The following is a 25,840-nucleotide window of genomic DNA, read 5'->3' as shown; positions in this document are numbered from 1 at the left end:
TTTACCTAAAGGAAATCGCTACTTAGCAACAACATATGTGCCAGGCGCTGGGGCGAGAACCGGGTGATCCGCATCTCCCGGCTCACGCGCAGGTATCTTTTTACCAGACTTTTGTGACAACCATTTGTCCCAGGTCGGCCACCATGAACCTTCATGTTGATCCGCCGCGTCCAGCCAGTCATCCGCCGTCAGCCCCATTTCGGGATTGGTGTAAAACCCATATTTATTCTTGCTCGGCGGGTTGACGATGCCCGCGATATGGCCCGAGCCGGACAGGATAAAGGTCTTGTCCTTTGCGCCCATCTGCTGAACACCGGCATAGCTGCTTTTCCACGCGGCGATATGGTCCGTTTCACACGCGATGGCGCAAAGCGGCACGGTCACCTCCTCGAGCTTAACCACTTCGCCCGCGATCTCGAACCCATCTGTCGCGAATTTGTCGTGCTGACAAAGCCCGCGCAAATACTCGACTGACATCTTCGCTGGCAGGTTGGTGCCGTCCCCATTCCAGTAAAGCAGATCGAAGGCAGGCGGCGCCTTGCCCATCATGTAGCTTTTGATCGCAGGACCATAGATCAGATCGTTAGAGCGCAAATATGAGAATGTCCGCGACATGAAGAAGGAATCGAGCATACCGGTCTCTTCCACTTCCGCCTCGATCCCGTCGACGAAGTCGTCATCGAGGAACACGCCGACCTCACCCTGATCCGAGAAATCGGTAAGCGTCGTAAAGAAGGTCGCCGCGTTCACCGAGGTATCCTTGCGTTTTTTCATCAACGCGAGTGTCAGGGAAAGCGTCGTTCCGGCGATGCAATACCCAACCGCATTCAACTTTTTGACGCCGCAGATATCTTTTACCTCGTTGATCGCGGTCAGATAACCGCTCTCTACATAGTCGGTCATCGACGTATCGCGATAGCCGGGATCGGGGTTGACCCATGAGACGACAAAAACCGTATAGCCCTGCTCAACCGCCCATTTGATCAGGCTGTTCTGCGGTTTCAGATCGAGGATGTAGAATTTGTTGATCCAGGGCGGGAAGATGATGAGCGGCGTGGTATAGACCTTGTCCGTCGTTGGCGCATATTGGATCAGCTCAAACAGGTGGTTACGGAACACGACCGAACCGGGCGTCGTGGCCAGGTTCTCGCCCAGTTTGAAGGCTGATTTGTCCGCCAAGGTGACCACCAGATCACCATCATTCGCCTCCAGATCCGCAATCAGGTTCTCAAGGCCCGCCACAAGGCTTTCGCCTTCGGTCTCAGCGGCAAGTGCCAATGCTTCGGGATTGGTCGGCAGGAAATTCGTCGGGCTGACCATGTCTACGATTTGCTGACTGAAGTACCGCAGGCGCTTCTTTTCCTCAGAATCAAGCGTCTCGATATTCTCCACGGCCTGCTGCACTGCAGAAGCGTTCATCAGGTACTGTTGCTTGATGAAATTGAAGTATGGATTTGTGTCCCACAACTCATGCGCAAACCTGCGATCCTTTGGGCTTTCGTCCGTAGGCGGATGCAATTTGCCCTGCGCGAGAAGATGCTGCGCTTCGACATAATGCTTGACGGATTTGCCCCAGAATTCCAGTTGATGCTCAAGCAGCTTGGCAGGATTGTGCATCATTTCAGTCATGTAGGCAGTGGCAGCCTTCAGATAGAGTTCCTGGCTCGGCCCCTGCAGCGCCAGTGCAATATGGCGGCCGTGGCCCATAACCTTCAACAAACGCTGTGTTAACTCTTCAACTCGGGCGAGGTTTGCCTCAAGTTTTGCAACATTTGGGCTAACATTCGCCGCCTCAATTGAATCGTTTGTTGTCATATTAACCTTCCTTGGCGTATGCTGCAGCTGCAGCATTCCGCCGCGCGCTGACCATCGGAGACCGAGTACATGAAGTATATGATGACCTATGACCTGATGGAAACCATGCGTAACACCAATCAATGGCTGGGCGCATCGGCACGTGCTTTGGCGTCTTATCCAGTGATGTCCTGGGGGGCTAATCCGGCGATCGACTGGCTGAAAGCCTGGGGCGAGGTGACCGAACGCACATTTGAACGGATGATCGCCAAGCCGGACTGGAACATCCCGCCAGTTCCCGGTGATAAGGGACGCGACTACCCGGTTGAGATTGAAACGGTTGTCAAAAAACCGTTCGGCGATCTGATCCACTTCACAATGCCGGGCCGCAAACCCAGCAAGCGCCGGGTTCTCTTGGTCGCCCCGATGTCGGGCCATTATGCGACGCTGCTGCGCAAGACAGTGATCAGCCTGCTGCCCGACTGCGATGTCTACATCACCGACTGGCACAATGCGCGCGATATTCCCGTGAGCGCAGGCAAATTCGATATTGAGGATTACACCCTCTATCTGATGGATTTCATGCGCGAGCTCGGCTCTGACGTTCACGTGATCGCGGTCTGCCAGCCAGTCCCGCTCGCGCTGGCCGCAACGGCTTATCTGGCGGAACTCGACCCCGATGCACAGCCACGTTCGCTCACGCTGATCGGCGGCCCCGTGGACCCAGAGGCGAACCATACCGAAGTCACGGATTTCGGCCGGACCGTCACAATGGGCCAGCTGGAAGAAACGATGATCCAGCGGGTAGGCTTCAAATATGCGGGCGTAGGCCGCATGGTTTACCCCGGCCTTTTGCAGCTTGCGTCATTCATTTCCATGAACGCCGAGATGCACGCCAATTCCTTCCGGGACGAGATCATCCGCGTCGCCAAAGGCGAAGCGTCAGAGCATGATCGCCACAACAACTTCTACGACGAATACCTTGCCGTGATGGACATGACGGCAGAGTTCTATCTCTCCACCGTCGAACGCATCTTCAAAGGCCGCGAGATTGCACGCAACGACTTCACGGTCGCGGGCCACAAGGTCGATTTCAGCAAGGTAACGACTGTCGCCGTCAAGATCGTTGAGGGCGAAGAAGACGACATCTCCGCCCCCGGCCAATGCCTTGCCGCACTCGGTCTGCTGACGGGCCTGCCCGATGACAAAAAGGCCTCACATGTGGAACCGGGCGCGGGCCATTACGGCATTTTCGCGGGCCGCAGCTGGCGCAACAATATCCGGCCACTGGTGCTTGATTTCATTGATGCGAATTCCGGTGCCGCCAAAAGCAAATCAGCCAACGTCGTCAGCCTTAAGTAGAGGCGGCATAGAGCCGCCCCAACCCAGTCAAGCCACTACAGACTTCTCCGCAAAGTTCAGATTCATAGGCTGTTCGAGAACCTTACGTCCATCCGATGTAACCGGCACGCTTTCATCGACCTCGCGCAGATTGAAGCCGCGCGACCAGCACTGCCCTTCCCCGCGCAGGTAAAACCCGTAATGCAGCGTGTCGGCACCTTCTGGCACGTTCAGCACAATCTGCCGCTCGGTCCAGTCTTTTGTACCAACCAATACACCGTCACTCCGGCGATCCTCCATGTTGTCAAAGCGAATATTGCGCCCGACAGCATCATCGATCCGCATCCAGATCGTTGCAGCGCCTGTGACATGGGCGCTGGACAATTCGACCGAAAGCTGCAGCCGCTTCCCACGAAACGGCGCCGCTTCGACCATCTGTACGAGCGTCGCAAAGCCGGTATGCGGTCCACGATGCTCGAGCGACTGGATTGTTGCAGGCGCGCCGGGCGCGTCCGGATCAATCCCAATCCGATAATCAGTGGCGTTCGATCCGGCCACCTGCCAACCCAGAGGCAACTGCAGCGGTCCGAAGTTACCTCCGGCCAACGCCGCAGCTGCCGTGTTCCAATCCGCGTGACCCAGTTGATGGGCCACGATTTCCAAGCTTTGGCTGTGACTCAACTGCAGCCCATATGCGGCAACATCACTGCGCAGGGTCTTGGCCATAGCCTTTGGGTCGCGTGAAGCGTTCATCATGATCTCCTTGATCAGGGACAAACCAAATCATCAGGGCGCGCATTGCTGACGGGCTTATCCCGTTCAAAGCAGATCAGATTTCTTCCAGAGACCTTCACCAAACCCTTGTCCGGGCGCGCGCGGCAGGCGGTCCATGCCTCGCTTAAAAGTATGGAAGCGCAACATGCCAGTCAACCTATGAGCGCAGCATCAACGGTGCTTTCATCCACTCTTGCAGCAATGCAGTGACCTCATCGGGCGCTTCCAACGTGGGCAGATAACCAGCCTCATCAATGACCTGAAGTTGTGCATAGGGGATGAGTTCCGCTAGAAATTCATGACGTTTCAACTGGAACTGACCGTCGTGCCGGCCGCAGATCACGACGGTCTGTTGCGTGATGTTGCGCATCGTGGCTTGCTGGTCCTTGCGGCGCTGCAGCGCACGAGCTTGTTTGACGTAGGTCTCGGGACCCATGTCTTGGCCCATCTCGGTCAATTGCCGCACCAGCCCGACCTTGTCGGCAGTGGGCGCCATCCAGGTGGAGTTAATCTCATGCTGCAACACGTCCGCCCAACGCCCGGCGCGGGCGGCGATGATATGCGGCTCTCGCGCAGCGGCTGCCTCAGGGGTGTCAGCCTGCGGGCTGGTGCTGATCAGCGCGATACGCGTCACCCGATCCGCCGCGCGGCGCAGGATCTCCATCGCCACCATGCCGCCCATCCCCATCCCCGCAACCGCGAATTTCGTCGGGGCCCAGCTCAGGATCTGGCTTGCGATTTCCTCCATCCGCTCGCCCCGGCAGGTCGGTGCAAACAATACCGCGTGCTGGCGCGACAGCGCACGAATTTGCGCGTCAAAGACCCGCGCATCGCTCAGGATGGGCGGAATCATCACCAGCGTTTCACTGGGCATCGGGGGCCTGCTCGGCGGACATGCGCAAACTCTCTCTGACGGAGATTTTGCTGAAGTGTGGCCCGCAATGGTCATTACCGCAAGGGTTTAGGCCGGACTAAGCGCTTTTCACCCATGCGAGTATCTTTTCGGCAAGGGACCCCGTCTGCCTGGGGCTGAAGATATCACCGGCCATCACATGCCCCATCACGTCATCCCCAGGCCCCTGCTCCAGCAGCAATGTCGTGACCGGCCCGCCCCAACGGGCGATCACCTTGCGTGTGTCGGCATCATGCACAACCTGATCAGCCGGGTTGTAAGCAAAGAAGGCAGGAACCTTGACTTGCCCCAGATCAGCCTGGCGCACTGCGCGCACCGCATCCCCCATCGGATGGACTGCGGCGGTCGGATACTCCGTTGTCCAATAGGCGGCATGCGCCTCACTGATCACCTCGAATGACCGTGTTTTGCCCGCCAGAAGATGCCCCCAATGCTGCGCAAAGGGCATGTCCATCACCATCTGCGCCGCCCTGTTGCGCAGGCCGAAATTGGGCGAGATATGGATCACCGCTTTGGCCTCCAGCCCCTCCGCCAAGGCCAGCGTGGCGAGCGTGCAGCCGGTGGAGCATCCCATCAGGATCACCTCATCCCCAAGGAACCGCGCGACAGCGACCGCGTCGGCCACATCCTGTCGCCAAGCGGCGAGCGTCGCCGTGGCCATCGCATCCCCATCTTGCCCATGCCCGGTCAATCGCGTGAAATAAAGGTTCGCGCCCAGCCCTTTGGCGACCAGATCAGGCAGCGGGCGCAACTCCTCCGGCGATGCCGAAAACCCGTGAATGTAAAGAAATGCGACAGACGTCTTCACTGCCGGTTCGCCCGCCCAGACAATCCGCCGCGCGCAACCCGGTCGCAACCCTGGCACCTGCGCCTCTTCTGCGGCGATCTGAGCCTCTATGCGGTCAAGTTCAGGCAAGGGCGCGCACCGCCATGGGGCGATAGACCATCAGCAAGACGAAAACCGCCACCACCAGAATGCCCGCCGGGATCAGTGTGATCGCCAGTTGCAGGGCCTCCAGCGCCGCATTAATTTGCGCAACGAAGCCTTCTGTCGTTTCCTGCCACCCAGCGCGGGCGAGGATCAGCCCCAACAGTGCTGGCGCAATCGCATTGGCGAGCTTTTGGCCAAACAACCAGACAGCAGAAAACGCACCCTCAATCGCGATCCCGCTTTCCTCGCGGGTCACATCCATCAAATCAGGATACATCGCCCACGGGATCTGCTGATAGGCGCCATTGGTAATCCCGGCGATCACAAACACCCCCGCGACCAGCGTCACATTCGTGGACGGCAAAATGCCCGACAGCCCGTAAAGCAGCGCCACATAGCCCGACAATCCAATGACCAGCGCCCAAAGCTTGCCCAGACGATGCGAGATCAGCACCCAGAAGACTTGGCTGAGAATGGCACCAACAAAGAATGCACCGAAAAGCACGCTCAGCACCGTCAGCGCCTCTGCGGCACCTGAAAGCGCATTTTGCCCGTCATCGACAACAAGATAAGCGGCGGCAAAGGGCAGCCCGGCGGTGATCAGCGCCACCGCCAAGGTCATCACGCCATAGCCGAGCGCCAGCACGACGAAGGTCCGGTTCGAAAACACAAGGCGGTATGCGGCGACAAACCCGGTCTTTGCAGCCGTCTCGATACGTGGTGCGTTCCGCGTCGACCAGAGCGAAAGCCAGATCGCCCCAATCATCAGCGGTGTCACATAGAGCGCCGCTATCGGAAACCCAAAGGCCCCGGCAAGACCGGGCAAAACAGCGCCACCGACCAGAATGCCGACTGTCGCGAATGCCATCCGCCAGCCGGTCATCGTCGACCGCTCGCGCGGGTTCTGCGTGATCTCACCCGCCTGCGCGCCATAGGGGATCGCGCACATGGTGAACCCAATCGTGGCCATCCCGAACGCCGCGATCACCCAGGTCAATTTCGCGCCCATCGCCGCCTCAACCGGCGCCATGAACAGCCCCACCATGCCCAAAGCCATGACGATGGCACCAGCAAACATCCACGGCGCGCGCCTACCAAAACGGCTTTGCGTCCGGTCACTGAAATAGCCGATCAACGGATCGGTGATCATGTCGAAGATCAGGACGATGGTGGTTACAAAACCCGCAATCGCAACGGGGATGCCGAGATATGTCGTCAGATAGCTGACAATCAGCAATTGCTTGACGATGACAAAGACAACGATCCCCGCATCCGCGAGGCCCCAGCCGGCCTTTTGACCCATCGACAACGCCATCACCATTCCTCCCACGGCCTTCCGGGCGATTAGACGCGCGCTGACCCGCAGAGAAAAGCAAAACGTGGCGTAGGAAGGATGATTTCACCCATCTTGTGCTGTCAGCACATCTTCGACCGACGCTTTGATCAGATCGAGGCAGGTCTCATTCGAAAACCGATGATCCGCGCCGTCGACTAGCGTCAGGCGCATATCCGGCCCTTCCGCATGATCCAGCAGGCGCAGCGCGACGGACATATCCACATCCGCATCCGCCGTCCCCTGCAGGAACCGCACGGGAAATGGCAAAGAAAGCTGGTCGCGCAGGACAAGGCGTTGCCGCCCCTCTTCGATCAGGCGTTTGGTGATGATGTATGGCTCTCCATACTCTGACGGCAGGGCCACCTGCCCCGCGCTTTGCAGCTCCGCCTTCTGCGCGTCTGAAAACCCGGCCCACATACTGTCCTCGGTGAAATCCGGGGCGGCGGCGATGGTCACCATGCCAGCAATGCGTTCAGGCATCGCGCGCGCAACCAGCAGCGATATCCACCCGCCCATGCTGGACCCGACCAGCACGACCTTTCCAGCGAGCAGCCCAATCGCGGCGCAGGCATCCGCGAACCAGTCACCGATGCAGCCATCGGTGAAGGCCTCTCCACTATCCCCATGCCCGGAATAGTCGAAACGTAGAAAGGCACGCCCCGAATCGCGGGCCCATTTTTCCAGAAAAACGGCCTTGGTCCCGCCCATATCGGACTTGAATCCGCCCAGAAAGACCACCGCAGGGCCGGTTCCATCCGTCAAATGATAGGCAATACGCCGCCCTTCTGGCGAGATGAATGACGGGATTTCACCATTGTTTTCCATGCACTTACAGGATCACAGCCAGGCGCCGAGCGCAAGATTTATTAAGTGACTATCTTGTCACGTGAGTATTTAGTCACGTATAAGACAGCCATGGATGCGATTTTCAAAGCCCTCAACGACCCCGCCCGCCGCGCGCTTCTTGACAGTCTGCGCGCCAAGGACGGCCAAAGCCTGATGGAATTGGAAGAGCAACTGGACATGACCCGGTTCGGGGTCATGAAACACCTCAAGGTTCTTGAGGACGCAAACCTGATCGTCCCGCGCAAGGTGGGGCGGTTCAAATATCACTATCTGAACGCCATGCCCCTGCAGGAGGTGATCGACCGTTGGGTCGAACCACTCCTCGCCCGCTCGGCTGCAAGGGCCATGGCAGATTTGAAACAGGAACTGGAGAAACCGATGTCGAAGAAGCCTGATTTCGTCATGCAGACATTCATTCGCTGCTCACAGGACGCCCTGTGGGACGCGCTGACCAAGCCCGACGGGATGGCCAATTATCATTTCATGGCCAACCGAATTGAGCTGGAGGGCAATCAACTGATCTACTACACGCCCGACGACAACAAGATGCTGGTCTGCACCAGCATCGAAGAAACACCCAAATCCCGGATTGAAAGCACGTTTGAACCCCATTGGGCCGGCCCCGATGTCCCGCTGGCGACGTCCTCATTCGTCTATCTGATCGAACCCGAAGGGCCACAATGCAAGCTGACTGTCGAGCATTACGACATCCCCGAAGGTCAGGAAGGTGTGGCTGACGGCTGGGCCCGCATGATGTCCGGCCTCAAGACCTGGCTTGAAACCGGCGAACCTGCCAATTTCGGGAGCGCTGCGTGATGGGAAGCTTTCCAACAGAGCTGGGCGTTCTGACATGCCTGGGTATTTTCGCCGCCACGATGTGGCTTCCCTATATCATCGGCGTCGCGCGGCTGCCCGAAACAGAGGGCGTCCCCGATGGCTTTATCCGCCCGGCAAATCCTCATCTGCTGCCGGAATGGATCCATCGCGCGCACCGTGCGCATCTGAACCTGCTTGAACAATTGGTGCCCTTCGCAATTCTCGTTCTGCTGGTGGACCGCTTTGACGGGTTCACCGCGTTGACCTACTGGACGGCCATCGCTTTCTTTTGGATCAGGGTGGCGCACGCGATCGGGTATATCTCAGGCTGGGCACGCATGCCTTTGCGTCCGATCATCTTCTCTGCCGGTTGGATTTGCTGCCTGATCATGGCCTACGCCGTGTTCGCAGCCGCGCATTGATGTACGATGCGACGCACGCCTCATGAGGGGCGTGCGTGCCATCCGTCTGACACCCTAACCGCTGACGTAAACAGCAGTTTTGGGACGATAAAAAATCTTCTGGTCGTGCAGACGCCCCAACAATTCCTCATTCGCGCGCTGGTCCTGCTCAATCACGCGGATCGATTCCAGATGGGCAGGGTTTTCTTCCGAAAGGGCCAGCCGCATCCCGGAAAGCTCACGCCCGCGGGCGCGCAAGGCCTCTTCGATCATATCGATATCATTGATGCTCAGATCAAAGCTCCGGTTGTAGCGCGGCATATACTTTCCCCAACATGTTGGTTTCTTATCGGAAACACTGTCGTATTTAGCCGATAAGATGTCGCAGTCAACGTATATGTCGGTATACCGCGTAAAACCTAACGTTCGGTGACAAGGCCACCCTGCACGCCGACCGTTGTCGCAGTGCTGCTATCCGCAGCCGTGCCCGATACAATGCCCGTGATATAGTCCGCGTCATTGCCCAGAATTGTTCCAGACAATGTGGTATCCAAGGCCAATGGCGTGCCGTCAAACGTCACTGTGCCATTGATATCACCATTAACCTGACCCACACTAGGTAAAATGACACCGTTTGAAATCGTTACACTGCCGGCTGTGGCGCTGCCGTCGAGGTTAAAGAAGTTATCTGCCCCACCGGTAACGACATTGGTGCCGAAATTCGCATTCAATTGGGCCTCGCCGATTACGCCATCCCCGCTGCCATCCTGCAATGTCAGCGTTAGTGCACCGCGATAGATCGACGAACCGCTATCGGGAATGTCGTCTTCGGGTGTCACGCTTGCCGAGCCAATTTCCGCTCGAAGGTTTGAGTCAACATCTACTAACTGGTCAAAAGTGAGTGCGGGTGTACCACCACCGCCACCAGCCAGCGATTCATCATCACCAGGTTCATCACCACAAGCTGCAAGCCCGGCAACCACTGCAATCATAGCCGTTGTTCGTATCATCTTTGGATACCTCTTCTCGATTGGTTTTGGGAAATGTGCCGTTTCCCAGTCCTGCCTAATCTAGATACTGCATAAAACCCCTTCCATCGCAACAACATAGCTTGACAAAGGGCCATACTCCGGCGAGATAGCGGCCCACATACAACCCGCAACCGGGCGTTCCGTAGGCGCCAAACCGACGAGGAGCTTGCCACCAATGGCACAGATTTCCCTGACTTTTCCTGATGGCAATGCGTGCGATTATGCGGCTGGCATCACCCCTGCCGATGTCGCTGCCGATATCTCAAGCAGTTTGCGCAAAAAGGCGATCAGCGCGACCGTAAACGGCCAGCACTGGGACCTGCAATGGCCGATTGAGGACGACAGCAGCATCGCTATCAACACCATGAAAGACGAAGAGCCCGCGCTGGAACTGGTCCGCCATGACCTCGCCCACATCATGGCGCGCGCGGTTCAGGAGATCTGGCCCGACACACAAGTGACTATCGGCCCTGTCATCAAGGACGGCTGGTATTACGACTTTGACCGGGCCGAGCCCTTCGTGCCCGAAGACCTCGCGCTGATCGAAAAGAAGATGAAAGAAATCATCAACAAGCGCGAACCGGTCACGACCGAAATCTGGGAACGCGAAAAGGCCATTCAGTATTACAGGGACCGAGGCGAGCCCTATAAGGTCGAACTGATCGAGAGCATTCCCGGTGATGAACCGCTCCGGATGTATTGGCACGGCGACTGGCAGGATTTGTGCCGCGGGCCGCATCTGCAACATACCGGTCAGGTGCCTGCGGACGGCTTCAAACTGATGTCCATCGCCGGCGCCTATTGGCGCGGCGACAGCGACCGCGCGATGTTGCAGCGGATCTATGGCTGCGCCTTCACCAACAAGGAAGGCTTGCGCAAGCACCTCAACATGCTGGAAGAGGCCGCCAAGCGCGACCACCGCAAGCTGGGTCGTGAGATGGACCTTTTCCACATGCAGGAAGAGGCCCCCGGTCAGGTCTTCTGGCATCCGAATGGCTGGACGATCTACACCACGTTGCAAGATTATATGCGCCGCAAACAGCGCGCCGGTGGCTATCGGGAGATCAACACTCCGCAGGTGGTTGAACGGAAGCTGTGGGAGGCTTCGGGCCACTGGGACAAATACCAGGAACACATGTTCATCGTTGAGGTCGAGGAAGAACATGCCAAGGAAAAGGCGATCAACGCGCTAAAACCGATGAACTGCCCCTGCCATGTGCAGGTGTTCAATCAGGGTCTGAAATCGTACCGAGATCTGCCGCTGCGGCTGGCCGAGTTCGGATCGTGCAACCGCTACGAACCCTCGGGCGCGCTGCACGGCATCATGCGCGTGCGCGGCTTTACGCAGGATGACGCGCATATCTTCTGCACCGAGGATCAGATCCAGGCGGAGTGCGCTAAGTTCATCGAGTTTCTCGCGGATATCTACAAAGACCTCGGTTTTGAGAAATTCGAGATTGCCTTTGCCACGCGCCCCGAAAAGCGTGTCGGTTCTGACGAAAGCTGGGACCATGTCGAGGGGGCGCTGGAAGGTGCGATCAAATCGACGGGCCGCGATTTCCGATTGGAAGAAGGTGATGGCGCATTCTACGGCCCCAAACTCGACTTCTACCTAACTGACGCCCTTGGCCGGGTATGGCAATGCGGTACGTTCCAGGTTGATCCCAACCTGCCCGAACGGCTGGGTGCCACTTATATTGGCGAGGATGGCGGCAAACATCGCCCCTACATGCTGCACCGTGCCACGCTGGGATCATTCGAACGATTCATCGGTATCCTGATCGAGGAACATGCAGGAAAACTGCCATTCTGGCTTGCCCCGCGGCAGGTGGTCGTGGCGACCATCGTGTCAGATGCGGATGATTATGCGCGTGAAGTTGTTGCGGCACTGAAGGCGGCTGGCGTGCGGGCCGAAGTGGATATCCGTAACGAAAAGATCAATTACAAGGTCCGCGAGCATTCCGTGGGCAAAGTGCCGGTCATTCTGGCGCTGGGTGCGCGCGAGGTCGCCGAGAAAACCGTGACAGTGCGGCGTCTTGGCGAAAACAAGACATCTGTAACATCACTTGATGAGATTGTTTCAGAACTCGGAAAAGCCGCGACACCGCCGGATCTTCTGTAACATTCCAGCGCTGGAACCTGTAACATTAGACATACGGATGCGGGCTCTTGCCATTGTTTTTCAGTGGTTTGGGCCCGCGACAGGCTGCCGCATGCAACAAGTCGCTAAACTCACCTCACGGAAATGCGATGCACAGGTCTGTGACTGGCGCAGAGGTGGCCGCACTCGTTAGGGTCTGGGCATCGCCGATCAACGGTGACGGATAACGTTGACTCAACCAAAAGGAAATTCCGATGTCTACTGCAACCAAGACCCTCATCCTCGCAAGCGCTGTTGCAACTGCTGTTGCTGGCATGACGTCCACTGCCGCCGCGCAAGGCAATGTTAAGTGCTTTGGCGTATCGCTGGCTGGCGAAAATGACTGCGCTGCGGGCCCAGGCACAACCTGCGCCGGTACATCAACCGTTGACTATCAGGGCAACGCCTGGACGCTGGTGCCTGAAGGGACATGCGAAACCATGGAACTGCCTGCACAGGCTGACGGCACACCACGCCAGGGTTCGCTGGAAGAGCTGGACCGCGACCTGCCTGCATAAGCCAAACTATGGTAAGGTGGGTGCAAGCCCACCTTCCACCACCGACGAAGGGACAGTTTCATGCTTGACGCAACGCACCGCTCATCGCTCCCCTCCCGTCCTGGCGTCGGTTACAAACCACAGCATTACAGCGCGATCATGGCCGATCCCGGCCCTGTGGCGTGGCTCGAAATCCATGCTGAAAACTACATGGGCGATGGTGGCCGCCCGATTGCGCAACTCCGCCATCTTGCTGAACGCTTCCCCATTTCCGTTCATGGCGTTGGTCTGTCCATTGGCGGCGAGGGTGATCTCGACCCGGATCACTTGGCGCGCCTGAAACATCTTGTCGGCTGGCTGAACCCAGCCAGCTTTTCCGAGCATCTGGCGTGGTCCACCCATGACGCGCATTTCTTCAATGATCTGCTACCGCTGCCCTACAACGAGACGACGCTAAACCGCGTTGCGACCCACATTGATCAGGTCCAGGACATGTTGGGCCGTCAGATGCTGCTTGAGAACCCGTCAAGCTATCTCGCCTTTGCGGAATCCACGATGTCCGAAACAGATTTCCTGCGCGAGATCACTGCGCGGACCGGCTGTGGCCTGCTTCTGGACGTCAACAACGTCTTTGTCAGCGCCACGAACCTCAAGACATCGCCGCAAGCCTACATCGATGCTTTCCCCCTTGAGGCGGTCGGTGAAATCCACCTTGGCGGCCATGACGAGGATGAGGATGAAACCGGCGCACCACTCCTGATCGACAGCCATGGCAAAGCCGTTGTCGACCCGGTATGGGCACTGCTTGACTACACGCTGGCCAAATCTGGTCCGAAGCCATTGCTGATTGAATGGGATACGGATGTTCCCGAATGGCCGGTTCTGGCCGCCGAAACCGAACGCGCACAGCAGGCATTGGCGTTGGTGATGTCATGACCGTCAGTCAAGCCGCCTTCAAAGACACGATCCTTGATCCGCAAGCCCCGGTGCCTGCAGGCCTGATCAATCCTGACGGCCAAACCGCGGGCAAGCGGTTCGACGTCTACCGGAACAATGTCGCGGTAAGCTTGTCGGACGCGTTGGAAACCGCCTTCCCGGTGGTCCGCAAACTGGTCGGCGACCAGTTTTTCCGCGCAATGGCGGGCGTTTACCTGCGAAAGCATCCCCCCAATTCACCGCTGATGATGTTTTATGGCGATGCCATGCCGCAATTCCTGGCGCGGTTCGAACCGGCCAAATCCGTGCCGTACCTGCCGGATATCGCCAAGGTCGAGTTGGCCCTGCGCCACGCCTATCACGCAGCGGACGTCGCGAGCATCGATGGACAGACGCTTGCGGCGTTTGCACCCGACGCGCTGATGTCAGCGAAGCTGCGCATCGCCCCGGCAGTGCACACGATAACCTCGCAATTCCCGATCCATGCGATCTACCGCGCCAACACCGAAACGGACGCCCCAAAGCCTATGATTCAGGCGGAGGCAGTCTTGATCACGCGCGCGGATTTTGATCCGCAACTCCATCTGATCAACTCGGCAGCGGCGGAGTGCATCACCGCCCTGCAAGGCGGCAAACCATTGGGTCAGGCCATGGCCGTGACCGACGACACACTTGACCTTGGCGCTGTGCTTGGGCTGCTTCTGGCACAGGGCGCGGTCACGGAAATTTACTGAAAGGCAGAAGACATGAATACCGTCCTTGCATCGCTGCACCGCATGACCAACCCCATCAACAAGGCGGGTGATGAACTGCTCCCCCTTTTGGCACGTCTGGTGTTTGCCGGAGTCCTCGTCCACTATTTCTGGAAATCAGGCGTCACAAAACTTGGCGACGGCATCTTCGGCATTTTCAATCCCTCTCTTGGTGCCTATGCCCAGATCTGGCCCAAAGCGATGGAGGCGGTCGGCTTTGACGTCTCGCAGTTGAGCTTTTTTCACTGGGCTGTTGTGTTTGGTGGCACAGTCGCAGAATTCGTTCTGCCGCTTCTGATCATCATTGGACTCTTCACCCGCTTGGCGGCGGTTGGCATGATCGGCTTTATCGTTGTCCAATCACTGACCGATCTCTACGGCCATAACGGCTTTGCAAATGGCGTCCTCGGCGCGTGGTTTGACCGGTTCCCTGATGGCGTGATCCTTGATCAGCGCGCCTTCTGGGTCCTGTGCCTGCTGATCCTCGTATTCAAAGGTGCAGGTGCGCTTTCCGTTGACCGGTTCCTGTTCAAAAGTGCGCCTTAGGCTCATCCGGCTTACCTGCGGCAATCGCAAGTAAGCCGCCCAGTGCCGCAAAGCCGATGGGGAACATGGTGGCCACGTTAAAGCCAAAGGCAGTGTAGAAGAGTGCGGCGGCAATCAGCATCAGCCCGCCGCCCCAGAGCGCGCGCATCTTGGCCATCGCCCCGCCGGCAATCGCCAGAAGGGGGGCCAGGAAACTCGCCAACCGGATAAATGCGGGGTTTTCAAAGGCCCCGAAAATCTCGCCCACTTCAGGCTGCCGCTCGGACAATTCGGCATAGCCATAGCCGAAAAGCCCCACAAAGATGCCCATGAGGCCCGCAATTATTCCCAGCATCAATGCGGCGTTGCGCATGGTGTTTCTCCTTACTGCTCTGAAGATCACTTAAGCGCGCGCAGCCTATCCGCCAAGATATTTTGCCTGCACGTCAGCTTTCCAACCGATGGACCAGCCGCCATCTGCAGCGATGACGGGGCGTTTCATCAGCGTCGGATAGGCCGCCAGCAAGGCAGCGGGATCACCTTGTTTTTCGGCTTCCGTCAGGCCGCGCCAGGTGGTTGAGGCCCGGTTGATCGCCGCTTCACCGAATTGTGAGATGATCTCTTTCAAGTCCTCTGCCGCTATCCCATCCGCGCGGACATCAATCACCTCCGGCGTGTATCCCGCTTCTGCCAAAGATTTCAGCGCTTTGCGGCAAGTGTCGCAGGCTTTCAGACCAAAAAAACGCATAATGCCTCCTGATTGAGCAAATAGGCGGCAGATCGCGCGTGTGCGACGAACTGTCATTTGCCTTTTGCTTAAAACACATAAGTGTTGAAGTACAAGACGAAGGGAATACCGCGTGTCGCGGGGCCCAAGACTTGCCCTGCCCCTGAACCGGGGCGCGACAACAAGGAGAGCGGAGCATGCCAAGTGGTACCGTGAAATGGTTCAATACGACAAAGGGCTATGGCTTCATTGCACCTGACGATGGTGGATCGGATATTTTTGTACATATTTCGGCAGTGGAACAATCCGGCATGACCGGACTGGCCGACGACCAAAAGGTGACTTTCGACCTCGTCGAGGGCCGTGACGGCCGCAAGATGGCGGGAAACCTGGCCAAGGCCGACTGACCCCACATCACCAGACAACAGAGCAGGCCAGGACTTGGCCTGCTTGTTCTCGCAGGCATGTCGCATGCCGCACAGTATTCCTCTCAGAAATCCTTCATCGCCCGGCTCGCGTCATTTCGCGCGTCTAAGACAGCGATGCCGGTCTCGCTGCGCCGTGGAAGACGAGGGCCAAAACGCAAAACACCCCGCAAGCGGGGTGTCTTGTCGTGAGTGGTGTGGACTGGGAAATCAGCCTGTGCGCAGCGTCCGAGAAGTGGGTGAGGCCACAAGTGTTGGTTGATGCCAGGGCGCGCCCGCCTGGCTTTCACACTCGCGGGTCAAACGTTCGAGCAGGTCACGCCGAATAGGTGCAAATGCCCGTCTTTTGGTGTCGTCACTTTGGTTCGTCTGTTGTGTCTTGATCGTCATGTCCGGCCCCCGGCATGTGTTTCTCAAAACGTTTTATACTGGAACATGCCCTCTGCTCAGAGGGGAACCTAGGGTCACCTTTACCCCGATGACGTAGGGTCATGAAGATTTTGGTCTCATTTTCACCGAAAACAGACCAGATTTCGGCCACTGGATGGTCCAGACCACCCGCCAGCCAACGCCCCTAGGTTGTGCGATGACACTTAACGAATCGTTAATCGCACCGCTTGACGTAGGGGCAGCGGCAGCCATGCCGGCACATGACGTAAAGGCAGCGCCCGGAGTGAGGGGGGTGAGCGCCGTCTCGCAAACGATCCGGGGGATCGTTTGAGGCGCGAACGGGCGGAGCCCCGTCGAGGGCGCTGCCCGGCGATGCCGGGCGATCACTATAGCCTCTCAAAGAATTTTTTCCTCAGAGTTGGGGCTATTTCTTCCAGCCTTGGTCTAATCTCTTCCTGAACCTTTTCATTCGAAGTCGCGGGTGACTTTGGATCAAAAGATTCATGCTCGAGCTCGTGACTAAGAATTACCTCTTTGAGTCCCTTTGATATGGACTCAAATTCCGTGAAAGTTTGTTCCTCAACAAACACTTCGTTGAGGTAGAGATAATTCTGAAAATCAGTTTGGGCCGATGAAGCTTTGTTTCTTCTAGTCCAGAACATCGCCTCTATGAGTGCCCGATCACTCTCCGGTGAGGCAATGATCTCTTCAGCATGGACGGGGCGAAAGCCATAGTCTTCCAAGACTTCGCGAAATCGCTGCTCGCTTAGTTTGCGAGGGTCTGGGTAGCTATGCCCAGGCTTGGTAAACTCAGCGGTCAAACCAAATGCAACGTTTGCAAGCCGCCAAAGTTCAGAGAGCACTTCAAACTCTTTCTCTTGCGACTTTAGAGTTTTACTTAGGGAGCCCTCGATACTTGCGCTGAGAGCTTGAAGTTCCTTAGCGTTTTCATGCCTGTTCGCTTCAAGCTGTTGAGTAAACTTTTGTTCCAACCAAGAAACGGCAAGGAACCTAAAGGCGGCGAATGCAACGATTGCTCCGCCCCCACCGGCTGTAATTATCGCTAAAAGTATCTCACTTGCTGACATGAAAATGCCTTCTGAGTTGGCCACGCCTTACGGCGCGCCCGTTTTGAACTTGAAACGCTCCACTGGAGCGTTTCATCCCCGCTATGCGGGGCCGTTCAAAACCCCTTCAAACTCCCGCCATTCCCCCTTGCTCATGCCGGAGGTCTCCTGCGTCACCTCTTCACCTTTGAGCATACGGCGCAGGCAGTCAATCGCCTTTGACGAGAGTGTGGCACCGCCCATCCGGTAGTCCTCGAACGCACCATAGGCTGCGGGGACCCAGTCGGCGACGACTTTGCAAATCTCCTCGGCATAGACCCGGATTTCGTATTGCGCGTGGCTGTCCGCGCGCAGCCGCAGGAAGTGGAAGAGGTTGTGCAGGTCCACCTTCCAGTACCATTGGGTGTAGATATTGGCAGGCAGGTTCATGCGGGCGAGTTCGCGGGCGAGGCCTTGCTGATCCTCCTGCCCGATCATCTCTTCGTAATGGTCATAGCAGCGCGCAGCGTCGCCTTTGAGGTATTCGAGCACGCGCGCGGCTTCCTCGCCCGTCAGCGCCTTGCCCCTGCCCTGATTGTTGATCACCGATTGCGCAGCAAGGTGTTCGGGCGCGGGGATGTAGAATTCGCGGTCGAGGATCGAATAGCGGGCGGAGTATTCGTTCACATTCGCCGTCCGGTGCCGGATCCATTGTCGGGCGACGAAGACGGGCAGCTTGACGTGCAGCTTGATCTCGCACATCTCGAACGGGGTCGAGTGCCAGTGCCGCATAAGATAGCGGATGAGGCCGGCATCGTTGGAGACCGACTTGGTGCCCTTGCCGTAACTGACACGCGCCGCCTGACAGATCGCCGCATCGTCGCCCATATAGTCGATCACGCGAATAAACCCGTGATCCAGCACGTCATATGCATGGTAGAGGTGCTGCTCCATCCCCGGAGCGACCACGCGCAAGGTGGGTTGCGGGTTTGCGCGCAATGCGTCGATCTCGGCCTGTTGTTCGGGGGTGATGGGCATATGCTTCTCCGGCAGCTTGGATTCGGGTGCGCCCGACTATAGAGGATGGTGCGGCAGGGCAAAGCCCAATGCCGATGAAGCGAGGGCGCAAGAGGCGATGAGAGCATGGATAAGATGGGTGCTGGTCGCGCTTACCCTGTGGGCGGCGCCCGTGGCCGCGCAACCGGTGGACCTGTCGCTGGACGATGCGCGCCTGCTGGCCCGGCAGGCGATTGCGGCGGGGGAGTTTGCGCTGGCCGCCGAGATTGCCCGCAAGCTGATCGAGGTGAACCCGGATGATCGTGACGCGCATCTGTTCCTGGCGGTGGCCGCGCCGCAACTGGGCGATGCCGATGCCGGGTGGGAGGCGGGTGCCAAGGCCTGGCGGCTGTCAGAAACGTCCGCCGAACGATACGAGGCCGCCCGCGTTACGGCACTGGCCGCCGCGAATGGTGAGCGGTTTACTTTGTCGACGATCTGGCTGCGGATCGCCCTCAACGACACCCCGAACGAGGCCGCGCGAACACAAACGCTGCGCGATGCGCGCACCGTGGCGCGGCGCAATCCTTGGTCCACTCAACTGACCTTTTCCATTGTACCGTCCAACAACATCAATGGTGGCGCCGACGACGAAGAACAACGCATCAATGGTGAGACGGATGGCGGCACATTGTCAGAGGATGCGGTGGCACTGGCCGGCTGGCGCACCGCGCTAGGTGTGCGGACGCAATATCGGTTTCAGGAAAACAGCCAAAGCCGCACCGCAATTGGCCTGCAATACACGGCCAATCGCGCCCATATCACAGACGATGTATCGGTACCCGACGAGGCGCTAACATCAAATTATGCAGAACTGTTCCTGCGCCACGATCGCGCGTTGGAGAATGGCTTGATCACGGGACGACTTGCGACGGGCACGCTCGACTACCGCAACTATCGGCAATCGACCGAAGATGTGGAATTTGAAAAGTACGACTTTGTGCGCATCGGCGTCGACCGGCAGTTCCCGCTTTCCGACGACCTCACGATGTCTCTGACAGCGCAGCGCGAAAGGCTGGAATACTCGGCGATAGGTATTGGCCGCGTGGATCGCACGTTCTTGAGCAGCACGCTCAGCTACCAATTGGATAACAATGATCGTGTGAGTGCGAATTTATCATTTACCAATAGCGATGGAGAGGCCGAGAGCGGAAACTTCACGTTCGATAGTTGGACCCTGCAGGCCAGCTATGCCTGGGCAGAGCCGTTTGGCCCGGTCTCGCTTTCTGTTAATGGCGGTCTTCAGATCAGCGATTACCCGAAATACAGCGTCTTTGATGCGGTGGAAGGCGGACGCGAAGACACGACTGTCTTTGTTGGCGCGAATGTCGGGTTTCCAGAGGTTGAATATTTTGGCTTCAGCCCCGGCGTCGCGATCACTGCCCGAACGGCCGACAGCAATATCAGCCGGTTCGAGCGCGATACGTTTTCGGTGGGTTTCACACTCAGTTCAGTGTTCTAAAACTGGCCTCTCAAAGCTTGGCAAGCTGCCGCAGGCATTTGCGCAACGTGTCGCGCTCATTGTTGTCGAACTGCTCCATGATCGCGGCATCGAAACTTTGCGCCTCGGCGGCCAGATCGTCAAAGGCGCGGCGCCCGGCCTTGGTGAGTGTCAGGTTTTCGTGTCGCCGGTCTTGTAGCAGTATACTCCGTGTCAGAAACCGCTTCGTGTCCAGTGCCGTGACCGCCCGACTGACTTTGGTTTTGTGCAGTCGCGCATGGGCACAGATATCTTTGGCCGTCATCGTCCCATAATGGCCCAGATGAAACAGGACACGCCATTCGGTGCGAAGCATCCCGTAGCGCGACTTGTAATAGTCTTGAAACTCCAGCGCGGCTGCGTCGGCCGCCTGATTGAGGAGGTATGGCAGGAAGTCAGATATCTCGAAAGTGTCATTCATGAGGTCTCGTTAGGCCTTGTTAGTTACAAAAACAACTAATATCCGAGATATGGCCAACCGAAAGGATGCGACATGAACAAGGATACTTCTCTTGGTACGTTGCAGCGTGCAGCAACGCCTGTTGGAACCGCCGAAGGCTATATGCCCGGTTTCGGCAATGACTTTGAGACCGAGGCGCTTCCGGGTGCTTTGCCACAGGGCATGAACTCACCGCAGAAGGTGAATTACGGGCTTTATGGGGAGCAGCTTTCGGGAACCGCATTCACCGCGCCCAGCCATCAGAACGAACGCACATGGTGCTATCGCATCCGCCCGTCAGTGAAGCACACGCACCGATTTACCAAGATCGATCTGCCCTATTGGAAATCAGCGCCGCATGTTGACCCCGATATCGTCTCGCTCGGCCAGTATCGTTGGGATCCGGCGCCCCATAGCGACACGCCGCTGACCTGGCTGACAGGTATGCGCACGATGACCACGGCGGGGGACGTAAACACCCAAGTAGGCATGGCCTCGCATATCTATCTGGTCACGGAAAGCATGGTTGACGCCTATTTCTATTCCGCGGACAGCGAGTTGCTTGTTGTGCCGCAAGAGGGGCGCTTGCGATTTTGCACGGAACTCGGCGTGATCGATCTGGAACCGCAAGAGATCGCCATTCTTCCACGCGGTCTCGTGTACCGTGTTGAGGTGCTGGACGGCCCCTGTCGCGGCTTTGTTTGCGAGAATTACGGCCAGAAGTTCGATCTGCCCGGTCGCGGCCCGATTGGGGCCAACTGCATGGCGAACCGGCGTGATTTCAAGACGCCTGTCGCCGCCTTTGAGGACCGCGAGGTGCCCAGCACCGTCACCGTCAAATGGGCCGGTCAGTTTCACGAAACCCGGATCGGACATTCGCCCCTCGACGTGGTCGCGTGGCACGGCAACTACGCGCCGTGCAAATACGATCTGCGCACCTATTGTCCGGTCGGCGCGATCCTGTTCGACCACCCCGATCCTTCGATTTTCACAGTTTTGACCGCGCCATCGGGGGTGGAAGGCACCGCAAATATTGATTTTGTGCTATTTCGCGACCGCTGGATGGTGGCCGAAGACACGTTCCGCCCGCCCTGGTACCACAAGAACGTCATGTCCGAGCTGATGGGCAATATCCATGGCGTCTATGACGCAAAACCCCAGGGTTTCATCCCTGGCGGGATGAGCCTGCACAACATGATGCTGCCGCATGGCCCCGATCGGCAGGCTTTTGAGGGTGCCTCCAATACCGATCTGCAAGCTGAGAAGCTTGAGAACACGATGTCCTTCATGTTCGAAACCCGCTTCCCCCAGCATCTGACTGCCTTTGCCGCGCAAGAGGCACCGCTGCAGGACGACTACATCGATTGCTGGGCTGACCTTGAGAAGAAATTCGACGGGACGCCGGGCAAGAAATGAAGGTGGCGACACTCAAGAACGGCAGGCCGGACGGATCGTTAGCTTGCGTTTCAAATGATCTGAAAGAGATGTGGCCTGCGGGACCAGAGACCTGTCAGGCCTTGCTTGATGGTGCCCCGACTACACAGCCCGACGCATACGGCCCGTTTGACGAAACCGCCTGCCATTCGCCCCTGCCCCGCGCTTATCAATTCCTCGACGGATCGGCTTACGTCAACCATGTCGAACTGGTCCGCAAAGCGCGCGGAGCAGAAATGCCCGAAAGCTTCTGGACTGATCCGCTGATGTATCAGGGCGGGTCGGACAGTTTCCTTGCGCCCACGGACCCGATTGTCGGCGACCCCGCTTGGGGCATCGACTTCGAAGGCGAAATCGCCGTGATTACCGGCCCTGTGCAGATGGGCGCCAGCCGGGAAGAGGCGTTGGAAGCGATCCGCTTTGTGATGCTCTGCAACGATGTCTCACTGCGCAACCTGATCCCGGATGAGCTGGCCAAGGGCTTTGGCTTCGTGCAGTCAAAACCGGCTTGCGCGTTTTCGCCTGTGGCCGTCAGCCCAGACGCGTTGCCCGGATGGCAGGACGGAAAGCTGCATGGCATCTTGCGGATCGACCTCAACGGACAGCCCTTTGGCCGGGTGGATGCCGGTGTCGATATGACCTTCGATTTCGGCCAATTGATCGCCCATGCCGCCAAGACCCGAAACCTGGCCGCAGGCACCATCATCGGCTCTGGCACCGTATCCAACAAGCTGGATGGCGGACCGGGCAAGACCATCGCAGATTGCGGCGCGGGCTATGCCTGCATCGCCGAACAGCGGATGGTCGAAACCATTGTCGAAGGTGCCCCGCGCACGCCATTCATGCAGCCGGGAGATCGCGTGCAGATCTGGATGGAGGATGCCAAGGGTCAGAACATCTTTGGCACTATTGACCAGACCGTCAACCCATGGCCTGCAAGCGCTTGAGCAGCGAGGACGTATCCCAGCGCCCGCCGCCCAGTTTCTGCACGTCTTTGTAGAACTGGTCGACCAGCGCGGTGACCGGCAGGCTGGCCCCGTTTTCGTTGGCGGTTGACAGGCAAATCCCAAGGTCCTTTCGCATCCAGTCCACGGCGAAACCGTGATCGAAATGATCATCCAACATGGTCTCGTAGCGGTTGGACATCTGCCAGCTTCCTGCAGCGCCCTGGCTGATCACCTCAACCACTGCACGGCCATCAAGCCCGGCCTTCTGGGCGAAATGTAGCGCCTCTGACAGCCCCTGCACTAGTCCCGCAATCGCAATCTGGTTGCACATCTTGGTCATCTGGCCCGCGCCGCTGTCGCCCAGACGGCGGCAGAGCTTGGCATAGGAGTCGATGACTTTCTCAGCGGCATCGTAGCTTTCCTGCGCGCCGCCACACATCACCGATAGCTGGCCGTTTTCAGCGCCCGCTTGCCCGCCAGAAACAGGTGCGTCGACAAAGGCAATACCCTTGGAAGCGGCCACATCATGCAATTCGCGCGTCACAGCGGCCGAGACGGTCGTGTGATCCACAAAAATCGACCCTTCGGCCATACCAGCGAAGGCTCCGTCATCCTCCAGACAGACGGCGCGCAGGTCATCGTCATTACCCACGCAGGACATGACCATGCTGGCGCCTTCGGCAGCCTCGCGCGGTGTCACACGCAATGCGCCGCCATGCTGGCCCACCCACTTTTCGGCCTTGGCCGTTGTGCGGTTATAGACGGTTACGTCGTGCCCTGCGGCTTGCAGATGCCCGGCCATGGGGTAGCCCATGACCCCAAGACCCAAAAACGCCAGTTTCGCCATGTCTCATCGTCCTCCAAATTCATGGGCGGGGAACGATCAGTCGGCCAACTCCCACGGAATGGTGTATTCGTTCAACGCCTTGCCGATCACTTCATCGGTCACCGCGCCGGATTTTGCAACATGGGCGACAAGGCCACGCTTCTTATCCTCGGTGACTTCCTTGATCTCGGCCCCGGTATCGGCCAGCGCTTCGTTATAGATGCGCGTGATCGCGTGCTTGCGCAGGTCGGGCTTGAAGATTTTGCCGACGGCGGTTTTCGGCAGCTCTGGCAGGATCTGCAGGTGCTTGGGATGGGCGGCGCGTTCGTGGATATGCTCTTTGGCGTATTCTAGCAGATCTTTCTCAGACACCGACGCCCCGTCGACCAGTTCGACAAAGGCGCATGGCACCTCGCCAGCATGTTTGTCGGGCTGGCCAATGGCACCGGCAAAGGCCACGGCGTCGTGTCCGGCCAGTGCCTCTTCAATCTCGGCCGGGTCGATATTGTGGCCGCCACGAATAATCAGATCTTTCGCCCGGCCGGTGATCCAGAGATAGCCGTCAGGGTCCTTGCGGCCCAGATCGCCGGTGCGCAGATATTGCGCGTTCGAAATCGCCCCGGCATAGAACAGATCAACGTTCTTATCCGGCTCGGTATAGGTCTTGCCACCGTAGACACCGGGATTCGAAACACAGATCTCGCCAATCTCATCCGTAGGAACATCCTTGCCCGTGGCCGGATCAATGATCCGCACATCGGTGTAAGGGAATGGCAGGCCGATGGAGCCCACACGCTTTTCCCCGTCAGGCGGGTTGATCGAGACGAGGCAGGTGGCCTCGGTGAGCCCATAGCCTTCGCAGATGGTGACGCCAGCGGCCTCTTCAAAGCGCCGATAAAGCTCAAGTGGCAGAGGCGCAGAACCGCAGAAGGCCAGACGCAGGGTCGAGATATCGGCATCCACCTTGCGCTGCATCAGGGCAGACATGGCCGTGGGCACGGTGATCATGAAAGTCACTTTGTGCTTTTCGACCAGTTTCCAGAAATTGTCGAAAACACCTTCACCCCTATAGCCTTGCGGCGTCGGAAAGACGATTTGCGCGCCAGAGGCGAGCGACGCACCAAGCGACACGATTGTCGCGAAAACGTGGAAGAGCGGCAGCGGGCAAATCTGCACGTCATCCTGAGTGAACAGCAGATTGGCACCCAGCCAGCCATTATAGACAATCCCGGAATACCGATGCTGGACGACCTTCGGCATGCCCGTCGTCCCGCCAGTGTGGAAATAGGCCGCCACACGGTCAGCCTTACTGTCTTCGAACGTCAACTCTTTTGGGTGCTTGGCCAGTTCGGCCTGAAAGTCATAGACCTTCGCGTCGTGATCTGTGGGGTTCTTCGGGCGGATCAGGGGGACGATGAATTTCTTGAGGCCGGTGAGGTACCGCAGCAAGTCCACCTCAACGACATGTTTGACATTCGGCGCAAAGCGCACAGCCTCAGCCGCCTTTTGCGGCACATCCGTTTTGGGGAAAGCCTTGAGCGTGACAAGCACCTTCGCATTCGTCTCGCGCAGGATCGAGGCAATTTGTTCAGCGTCGAGGAGCGGGTTGATCGGGTTGACGATCCCCGCGATCTGCCCGCCCAGATAGGTCAGGATCGTCTCGGTCGCATTGGGCATGAGGTAGGCGACAACATCGTTTTCACCGACGCCCATCGCACGAAACATGTTCGCCGCCTGCGCCGCCTGACCGCGCAATTCGTTCCAGGTCAGCGTTTCGCATTTTGCCTCAGGGTCAGAGAGAAGGCTGAAACTCGTGGCCTTGCGGTCCCCGTATTTTGCGGCTGTCTGGCTCACCATCTCGTAGGTGGTGGTGGGCAATTGCCGCGCCTCCCACGGCATTTCGTCCTCAATAGCGTTGCGGTCCGCAATTGTCGCGTAGGTCATGGCGTCTCCTCCCCTTTTTTATTGTCCGCCGCATCGTCCCCACATGCGGCGCTCCTCTGACGGCGCAAGTTGGGCAAAGTTGCAGGCAATCAC

The 25,840-nt window shown here is 58.1% G+C and carries 27 protein-coding genes; 12 read left to right on the top strand and 15 right to left on the bottom strand.

Features of this window, described 5'->3' with window-relative positions:
- Window positions 1-18: 18 nt before the first annotated feature.
- Window positions 19-1,815, bottom strand: a complete 1,797-nt coding sequence (locus SLH47_RS02470) for a class I poly(R)-hydroxyalkanoic acid synthase (RefSeq protein ID WP_320237758.1) — start codon at window positions 1,813-1,815, stop codon at window positions 19-21.
- A gap of 69 nt (window positions 1,816-1,884) precedes the next feature.
- On the opposite strand from SLH47_RS02470, the gene phaZ reads away from it, so the two are divergent.
- A complete protein-coding gene (gene phaZ / locus SLH47_RS02465; RefSeq protein ID WP_320237757.1) occupies window positions 1,885-3,156 on the top strand; it encodes a polyhydroxyalkanoate depolymerase in 1,272 nt (423 codons plus the stop codon).
- A 27-nt stretch (window positions 3,157-3,183) separates the two neighbouring features.
- Here phaZ and SLH47_RS02460 read toward each other — a convergent pair whose 3' ends face one another.
- The 5 genes from SLH47_RS02460 to SLH47_RS02440 form a co-directional block, all read right to left on the bottom strand.
- Window positions 3,184-3,888 (bottom strand): glyoxalase superfamily protein, encoded by a 705-nt coding sequence (locus SLH47_RS02460; protein WP_320237755.1) that lies wholly within the window; start codon window positions 3,886-3,888, stop codon window positions 3,184-3,186.
- 178 nt (window positions 3,889-4,066) lie between these two features.
- Window positions 4,067-4,783: an alpha/beta hydrolase gene (locus SLH47_RS02455; RefSeq protein WP_320237753.1), complete on the bottom strand. Its 717-nt coding sequence runs from the start codon at window positions 4,781-4,783 to the stop codon at window positions 4,067-4,069.
- 97 nt (window positions 4,784-4,880) lie between these two features.
- Window positions 4,881-5,738, bottom strand: coding sequence for an alpha/beta hydrolase (locus tag SLH47_RS02450; protein WP_320237751.1), 858 nt, complete (start codon window positions 5,736-5,738; stop codon window positions 4,881-4,883).
- The gene (locus SLH47_RS02445; RefSeq protein ID WP_320237749.1) at window positions 5,731-7,068 is read right to left on the bottom strand and encodes an MFS transporter; all 1,338 of its coding nucleotides are present in this window, start codon (window positions 7,066-7,068) and stop codon (window positions 5,731-5,733) included. Before SLH47_RS02445 ends, SLH47_RS02450 begins: the two co-directional genes overlap by 8 nt.
- An 84-nt stretch (window positions 7,069-7,152) precedes the next feature.
- On the bottom strand, window positions 7,153-7,914 hold the full coding sequence (locus SLH47_RS02440) for an alpha/beta hydrolase (protein WP_320237747.1): 762 nt from the start codon (window positions 7,912-7,914) through the stop codon (window positions 7,153-7,155).
- 90 nt (window positions 7,915-8,004) lie between these two features.
- Between SLH47_RS02440 and SLH47_RS02435 the strand changes: the two genes are divergently transcribed.
- Window positions 8,005-8,751, top strand: coding sequence for a metalloregulator ArsR/SmtB family transcription factor (locus SLH47_RS02435; RefSeq protein ID WP_320237746.1), 747 nt, complete (start codon window positions 8,005-8,007; stop codon window positions 8,749-8,751).
- Window positions 8,751-9,173, top strand: a complete 423-nt coding sequence (locus SLH47_RS02430; protein ID WP_320237744.1) for an MAPEG family protein — start codon at window positions 8,751-8,753, stop codon at window positions 9,171-9,173. The genes SLH47_RS02435 and SLH47_RS02430 overlap by 1 nt, the downstream gene beginning before the upstream one ends.
- 54 nt (window positions 9,174-9,227) lie before the next feature.
- On the opposite strand, the gene SLH47_RS02425 is transcribed toward SLH47_RS02430, so the two are convergent.
- Window positions 9,228-9,473, bottom strand: a complete 246-nt coding sequence (locus SLH47_RS02425) for a hypothetical protein (RefSeq protein ID WP_320237743.1) — start codon at window positions 9,471-9,473, stop codon at window positions 9,228-9,230.
- 98 nt (window positions 9,474-9,571) lie between these two features.
- Window positions 9,572-10,162, bottom strand: coding sequence for a hypothetical protein (locus SLH47_RS02420; RefSeq protein ID WP_320237742.1), 591 nt, complete (start codon window positions 10,160-10,162; stop codon window positions 9,572-9,574).
- A 196-nt stretch (window positions 10,163-10,358) separates the two neighbouring features.
- On the opposite strand from SLH47_RS02420, the gene thrS reads away from it, so the two are divergent.
- The 5 genes from thrS (at window position 10,359) to SLH47_RS02395 (ending at window position 15,054) form a co-directional block, all read left to right on the top strand.
- Window positions 10,359-12,305, top strand: a complete 1,947-nt coding sequence (thrS, locus tag SLH47_RS02415) for a threonine--tRNA ligase (protein WP_320237740.1) — start codon at window positions 10,359-10,361, stop codon at window positions 12,303-12,305.
- Window positions 12,306-12,538: 233 nt separating this feature from the next.
- Complete coding sequence (locus SLH47_RS02410; RefSeq protein ID WP_320237738.1) at window positions 12,539-12,841, top strand: DUF2282 domain-containing protein; 303 nt, start codon at window positions 12,539-12,541, stop codon at window positions 12,839-12,841.
- Window positions 12,842-12,901: 60 nt separating this feature from the next.
- Complete coding sequence (locus SLH47_RS02405) at window positions 12,902-13,756, top strand: DUF692 domain-containing protein (protein WP_320237737.1); 855 nt, start codon at window positions 12,902-12,904, stop codon at window positions 13,754-13,756.
- Window positions 13,753-14,490, top strand: a complete 738-nt coding sequence (locus SLH47_RS02400; RefSeq protein WP_320237736.1) for a DNA-binding domain-containing protein — start codon at window positions 13,753-13,755, stop codon at window positions 14,488-14,490. Before SLH47_RS02405 ends, SLH47_RS02400 begins: the two co-directional genes overlap by 4 nt.
- A gap of 12 nt (window positions 14,491-14,502) precedes the next feature.
- Window positions 14,503-15,054 (top strand): DoxX family protein, encoded by a 552-nt coding sequence (locus SLH47_RS02395; RefSeq protein WP_320237734.1) that lies wholly within the window; start codon window positions 14,503-14,505, stop codon window positions 15,052-15,054.
- Here SLH47_RS02395 and SLH47_RS02390 read toward each other — a convergent pair.
- Both SLH47_RS02390 and SLH47_RS02385 read right to left on the bottom strand, forming a co-directional pair.
- Entirely contained in the window at window positions 15,038-15,406 is a 369-nt protein-coding gene (locus SLH47_RS02390) for a hypothetical protein (protein ID WP_320237733.1), read from the bottom strand. The genes SLH47_RS02395 and SLH47_RS02390 overlap by 17 nt on opposite strands.
- Window positions 15,407-15,451: 45 nt before the next feature.
- Window positions 15,452-15,781, bottom strand: a complete 330-nt coding sequence (locus tag SLH47_RS02385; RefSeq protein WP_320237732.1) for an arsenate reductase family protein — start codon at window positions 15,779-15,781, stop codon at window positions 15,452-15,454.
- A gap of 176 nt (window positions 15,782-15,957) precedes the next feature.
- Here SLH47_RS02385 and SLH47_RS02380 point away from each other — a divergent pair, with 176 nt between their 5' ends.
- Window positions 15,958-16,167 (top strand): cold-shock protein, encoded by a 210-nt coding sequence (locus tag SLH47_RS02380; protein ID WP_320237731.1) that lies wholly within the window; start codon window positions 15,958-15,960, stop codon window positions 16,165-16,167.
- A 794-nt stretch (window positions 16,168-16,961) separates the two neighbouring features.
- Here the strand turns inward: SLH47_RS02380 and SLH47_RS02375 are convergent.
- Both SLH47_RS02375 and thyX read right to left on the bottom strand, forming a co-directional pair.
- Complete coding sequence (locus tag SLH47_RS02375; protein ID WP_320237730.1) at window positions 16,962-17,663, bottom strand: hypothetical protein; 702 nt, start codon at window positions 17,661-17,663, stop codon at window positions 16,962-16,964.
- Between the two features lie 81 nt (window positions 17,664-17,744).
- Window positions 17,745-18,659: an FAD-dependent thymidylate synthase gene (gene thyX, locus SLH47_RS02370; protein WP_320237729.1), complete on the bottom strand. Its 915-nt coding sequence runs from the start codon at window positions 18,657-18,659 to the stop codon at window positions 17,745-17,747.
- Window positions 18,660-18,756: 97 nt separating this feature from the next.
- Between thyX and SLH47_RS02365 the strand changes: the two genes are divergently transcribed.
- Window positions 18,757-20,139: a surface lipoprotein assembly modifier gene (locus tag SLH47_RS02365; protein ID WP_320237727.1), complete on the top strand. Its 1,383-nt coding sequence runs from the start codon at window positions 18,757-18,759 to the stop codon at window positions 20,137-20,139.
- Window positions 20,140-20,149: 10 nt separating this feature from the next.
- Here SLH47_RS02365 and SLH47_RS02360 read toward each other — a convergent pair whose 3' ends face one another.
- A complete protein-coding gene (locus SLH47_RS02360) occupies window positions 20,150-20,578 on the bottom strand; it encodes a MarR family winged helix-turn-helix transcriptional regulator (RefSeq protein WP_320237726.1) in 429 nt (142 codons plus the stop codon).
- A gap of 72 nt (window positions 20,579-20,650) precedes the next feature.
- Between SLH47_RS02360 and hmgA the strand changes: the two genes are divergently transcribed.
- Together hmgA and SLH47_RS02350 are read left to right on the top strand one after the other, a co-directional pair.
- Window positions 20,651-22,012, top strand: coding sequence for a homogentisate 1,2-dioxygenase (hmgA, locus tag SLH47_RS02355; protein ID WP_413785608.1), 1,362 nt, complete (start codon window positions 20,651-20,653; stop codon window positions 22,010-22,012).
- The gene (locus tag SLH47_RS02350; RefSeq protein ID WP_320237725.1) at window positions 22,009-22,977 is read left to right on the top strand and encodes a fumarylacetoacetate hydrolase family protein; all 969 of its coding nucleotides are present in this window, start codon (window positions 22,009-22,011) and stop codon (window positions 22,975-22,977) included. Before hmgA ends, SLH47_RS02350 begins: the two co-directional genes overlap by 4 nt.
- Here SLH47_RS02350 and SLH47_RS02345 read toward each other — a convergent pair.
- Window positions 22,952-23,824 (bottom strand): NAD(P)-dependent oxidoreductase, encoded by an 873-nt coding sequence (locus tag SLH47_RS02345; RefSeq protein ID WP_320237723.1) that lies wholly within the window; start codon window positions 23,822-23,824, stop codon window positions 22,952-22,954. The two genes, SLH47_RS02350 and SLH47_RS02345, sit on opposite strands and share 26 nt — an antisense overlap.
- 36 nt (window positions 23,825-23,860) lie before the next feature.
- Entirely contained in the window at window positions 23,861-25,747 is a 1,887-nt protein-coding gene (locus SLH47_RS02340; RefSeq protein WP_320237722.1) for an acyl-CoA synthetase, read from the bottom strand.
- Between the last annotated feature and the right edge of the window lie 93 nt (window positions 25,748-25,840).

The organism is Cognatiyoonia sp. IB215182 (assembly GCF_033963905.1).
GTDB lineage: Bacteria > Pseudomonadota > Alphaproteobacteria > Rhodobacterales > Rhodobacteraceae > Yoonia.
This window is presented reverse-complemented; position numbering and strand designations above follow the sequence as displayed.

Bases quoted from the DNA above. Each gene is read 5' to 3' on its own strand.
- thrS (WP_320237740.1), top strand. From the start codon at position 10,359: ATGGCACAGATTTCCCTGACTTTTCCTGATGGCAATGCGTGCGATTAT.
- SLH47_RS02385 (WP_320237732.1), bottom strand. From the start codon at position 15,781: ATGCGTTTTTTTGGTCTGAAAGCCTGCGACACTTGCCGCAAAGCGCTG.
- SLH47_RS02340 (WP_320237722.1), bottom strand. From the start codon at position 25,747: ATGACCTACGCGACAATTGCGGACCGCAACGCTATTGAGGACGAAATG.
- SLH47_RS02405 (WP_320237737.1), top strand. From the start codon at position 12,902: ATGCTTGACGCAACGCACCGCTCATCGCTCCCCTCCCGTCCTGGCGTC.
- SLH47_RS02455 (WP_320237753.1), bottom strand. From the start codon at position 4,783: ATGCCCAGTGAAACGCTGGTGATGATTCCGCCCATCCTGAGCGATGCG.
- SLH47_RS02460 (WP_320237755.1), bottom strand. From the start codon at position 3,888: ATGAACGCTTCACGCGACCCAAAGGCTATGGCCAAGACCCTGCGCAGT.
- SLH47_RS02440 (WP_320237747.1), bottom strand. From the start codon at position 7,914: ATGGAAAACAATGGTGAAATCCCGTCATTCATCTCGCCAGAAGGGCGG.
- SLH47_RS02410 (WP_320237738.1), top strand. From the start codon at position 12,539: ATGTCTACTGCAACCAAGACCCTCATCCTCGCAAGCGCTGTTGCAACT.
- SLH47_RS02380 (WP_320237731.1), top strand. From the start codon at position 15,958: ATGCCAAGTGGTACCGTGAAATGGTTCAATACGACAAAGGGCTATGGC.
- SLH47_RS02360 (WP_320237726.1), bottom strand. From the start codon at position 20,578: ATGAATGACACTTTCGAGATATCTGACTTCCTGCCATACCTCCTCAAT.
- SLH47_RS02430 (WP_320237744.1), top strand. From the start codon at position 8,751: ATGGGAAGCTTTCCAACAGAGCTGGGCGTTCTGACATGCCTGGGTATT.
- SLH47_RS02345 (WP_320237723.1), bottom strand. From the start codon at position 23,824: ATGGCGAAACTGGCGTTTTTGGGTCTTGGGGTCATGGGCTACCCCATG.
- SLH47_RS02365 (WP_320237727.1), top strand. From the start codon at position 18,757: ATGAGAGCATGGATAAGATGGGTGCTGGTCGCGCTTACCCTGTGGGCG.
- SLH47_RS02435 (WP_320237746.1), top strand. From the start codon at position 8,005: ATGGATGCGATTTTCAAAGCCCTCAACGACCCCGCCCGCCGCGCGCTT.
- SLH47_RS02420 (WP_320237742.1), bottom strand. From the start codon at position 10,162: ATGATACGAACAACGGCTATGATTGCAGTGGTTGCCGGGCTTGCAGCT.
- SLH47_RS02395 (WP_320237734.1), top strand. From the start codon at position 14,503: ATGAATACCGTCCTTGCATCGCTGCACCGCATGACCAACCCCATCAAC.
- SLH47_RS02445 (WP_320237749.1), bottom strand. From the start codon at position 7,068: ATGGCGTTGTCGATGGGTCAAAAGGCCGGCTGGGGCCTCGCGGATGCG.
- thyX (WP_320237729.1), bottom strand. From the start codon at position 18,659: ATGCCCATCACCCCCGAACAACAGGCCGAGATCGACGCATTGCGCGCA.
- SLH47_RS02390 (WP_320237733.1), bottom strand. From the start codon at position 15,406: ATGCGCAACGCCGCATTGATGCTGGGAATAATTGCGGGCCTCATGGGC.
- hmgA (WP_413785608.1), top strand. From the start codon at position 20,651: ATGAACAAGGATACTTCTCTTGGTACGTTGCAGCGTGCAGCAACGCCT.
- SLH47_RS02470 (WP_320237758.1), bottom strand. From the start codon at position 1,815: ATGACAACAAACGATTCAATTGAGGCGGCGAATGTTAGCCCAAATGTT.
- SLH47_RS02350 (WP_320237725.1), top strand. From the start codon at position 22,009: ATGAAGGTGGCGACACTCAAGAACGGCAGGCCGGACGGATCGTTAGCT.
- SLH47_RS02375 (WP_320237730.1), bottom strand. From the start codon at position 17,663: ATGTCAGCAAGTGAGATACTTTTAGCGATAATTACAGCCGGTGGGGGC.
- phaZ (WP_320237757.1), top strand. From the start codon at position 1,885: ATGAAGTATATGATGACCTATGACCTGATGGAAACCATGCGTAACACC.
- SLH47_RS02425 (WP_320237743.1), bottom strand. From the start codon at position 9,473: ATGCCGCGCTACAACCGGAGCTTTGATCTGAGCATCAATGATATCGAT.
- SLH47_RS02400 (WP_320237736.1), top strand. From the start codon at position 13,753: ATGACCGTCAGTCAAGCCGCCTTCAAAGACACGATCCTTGATCCGCAA.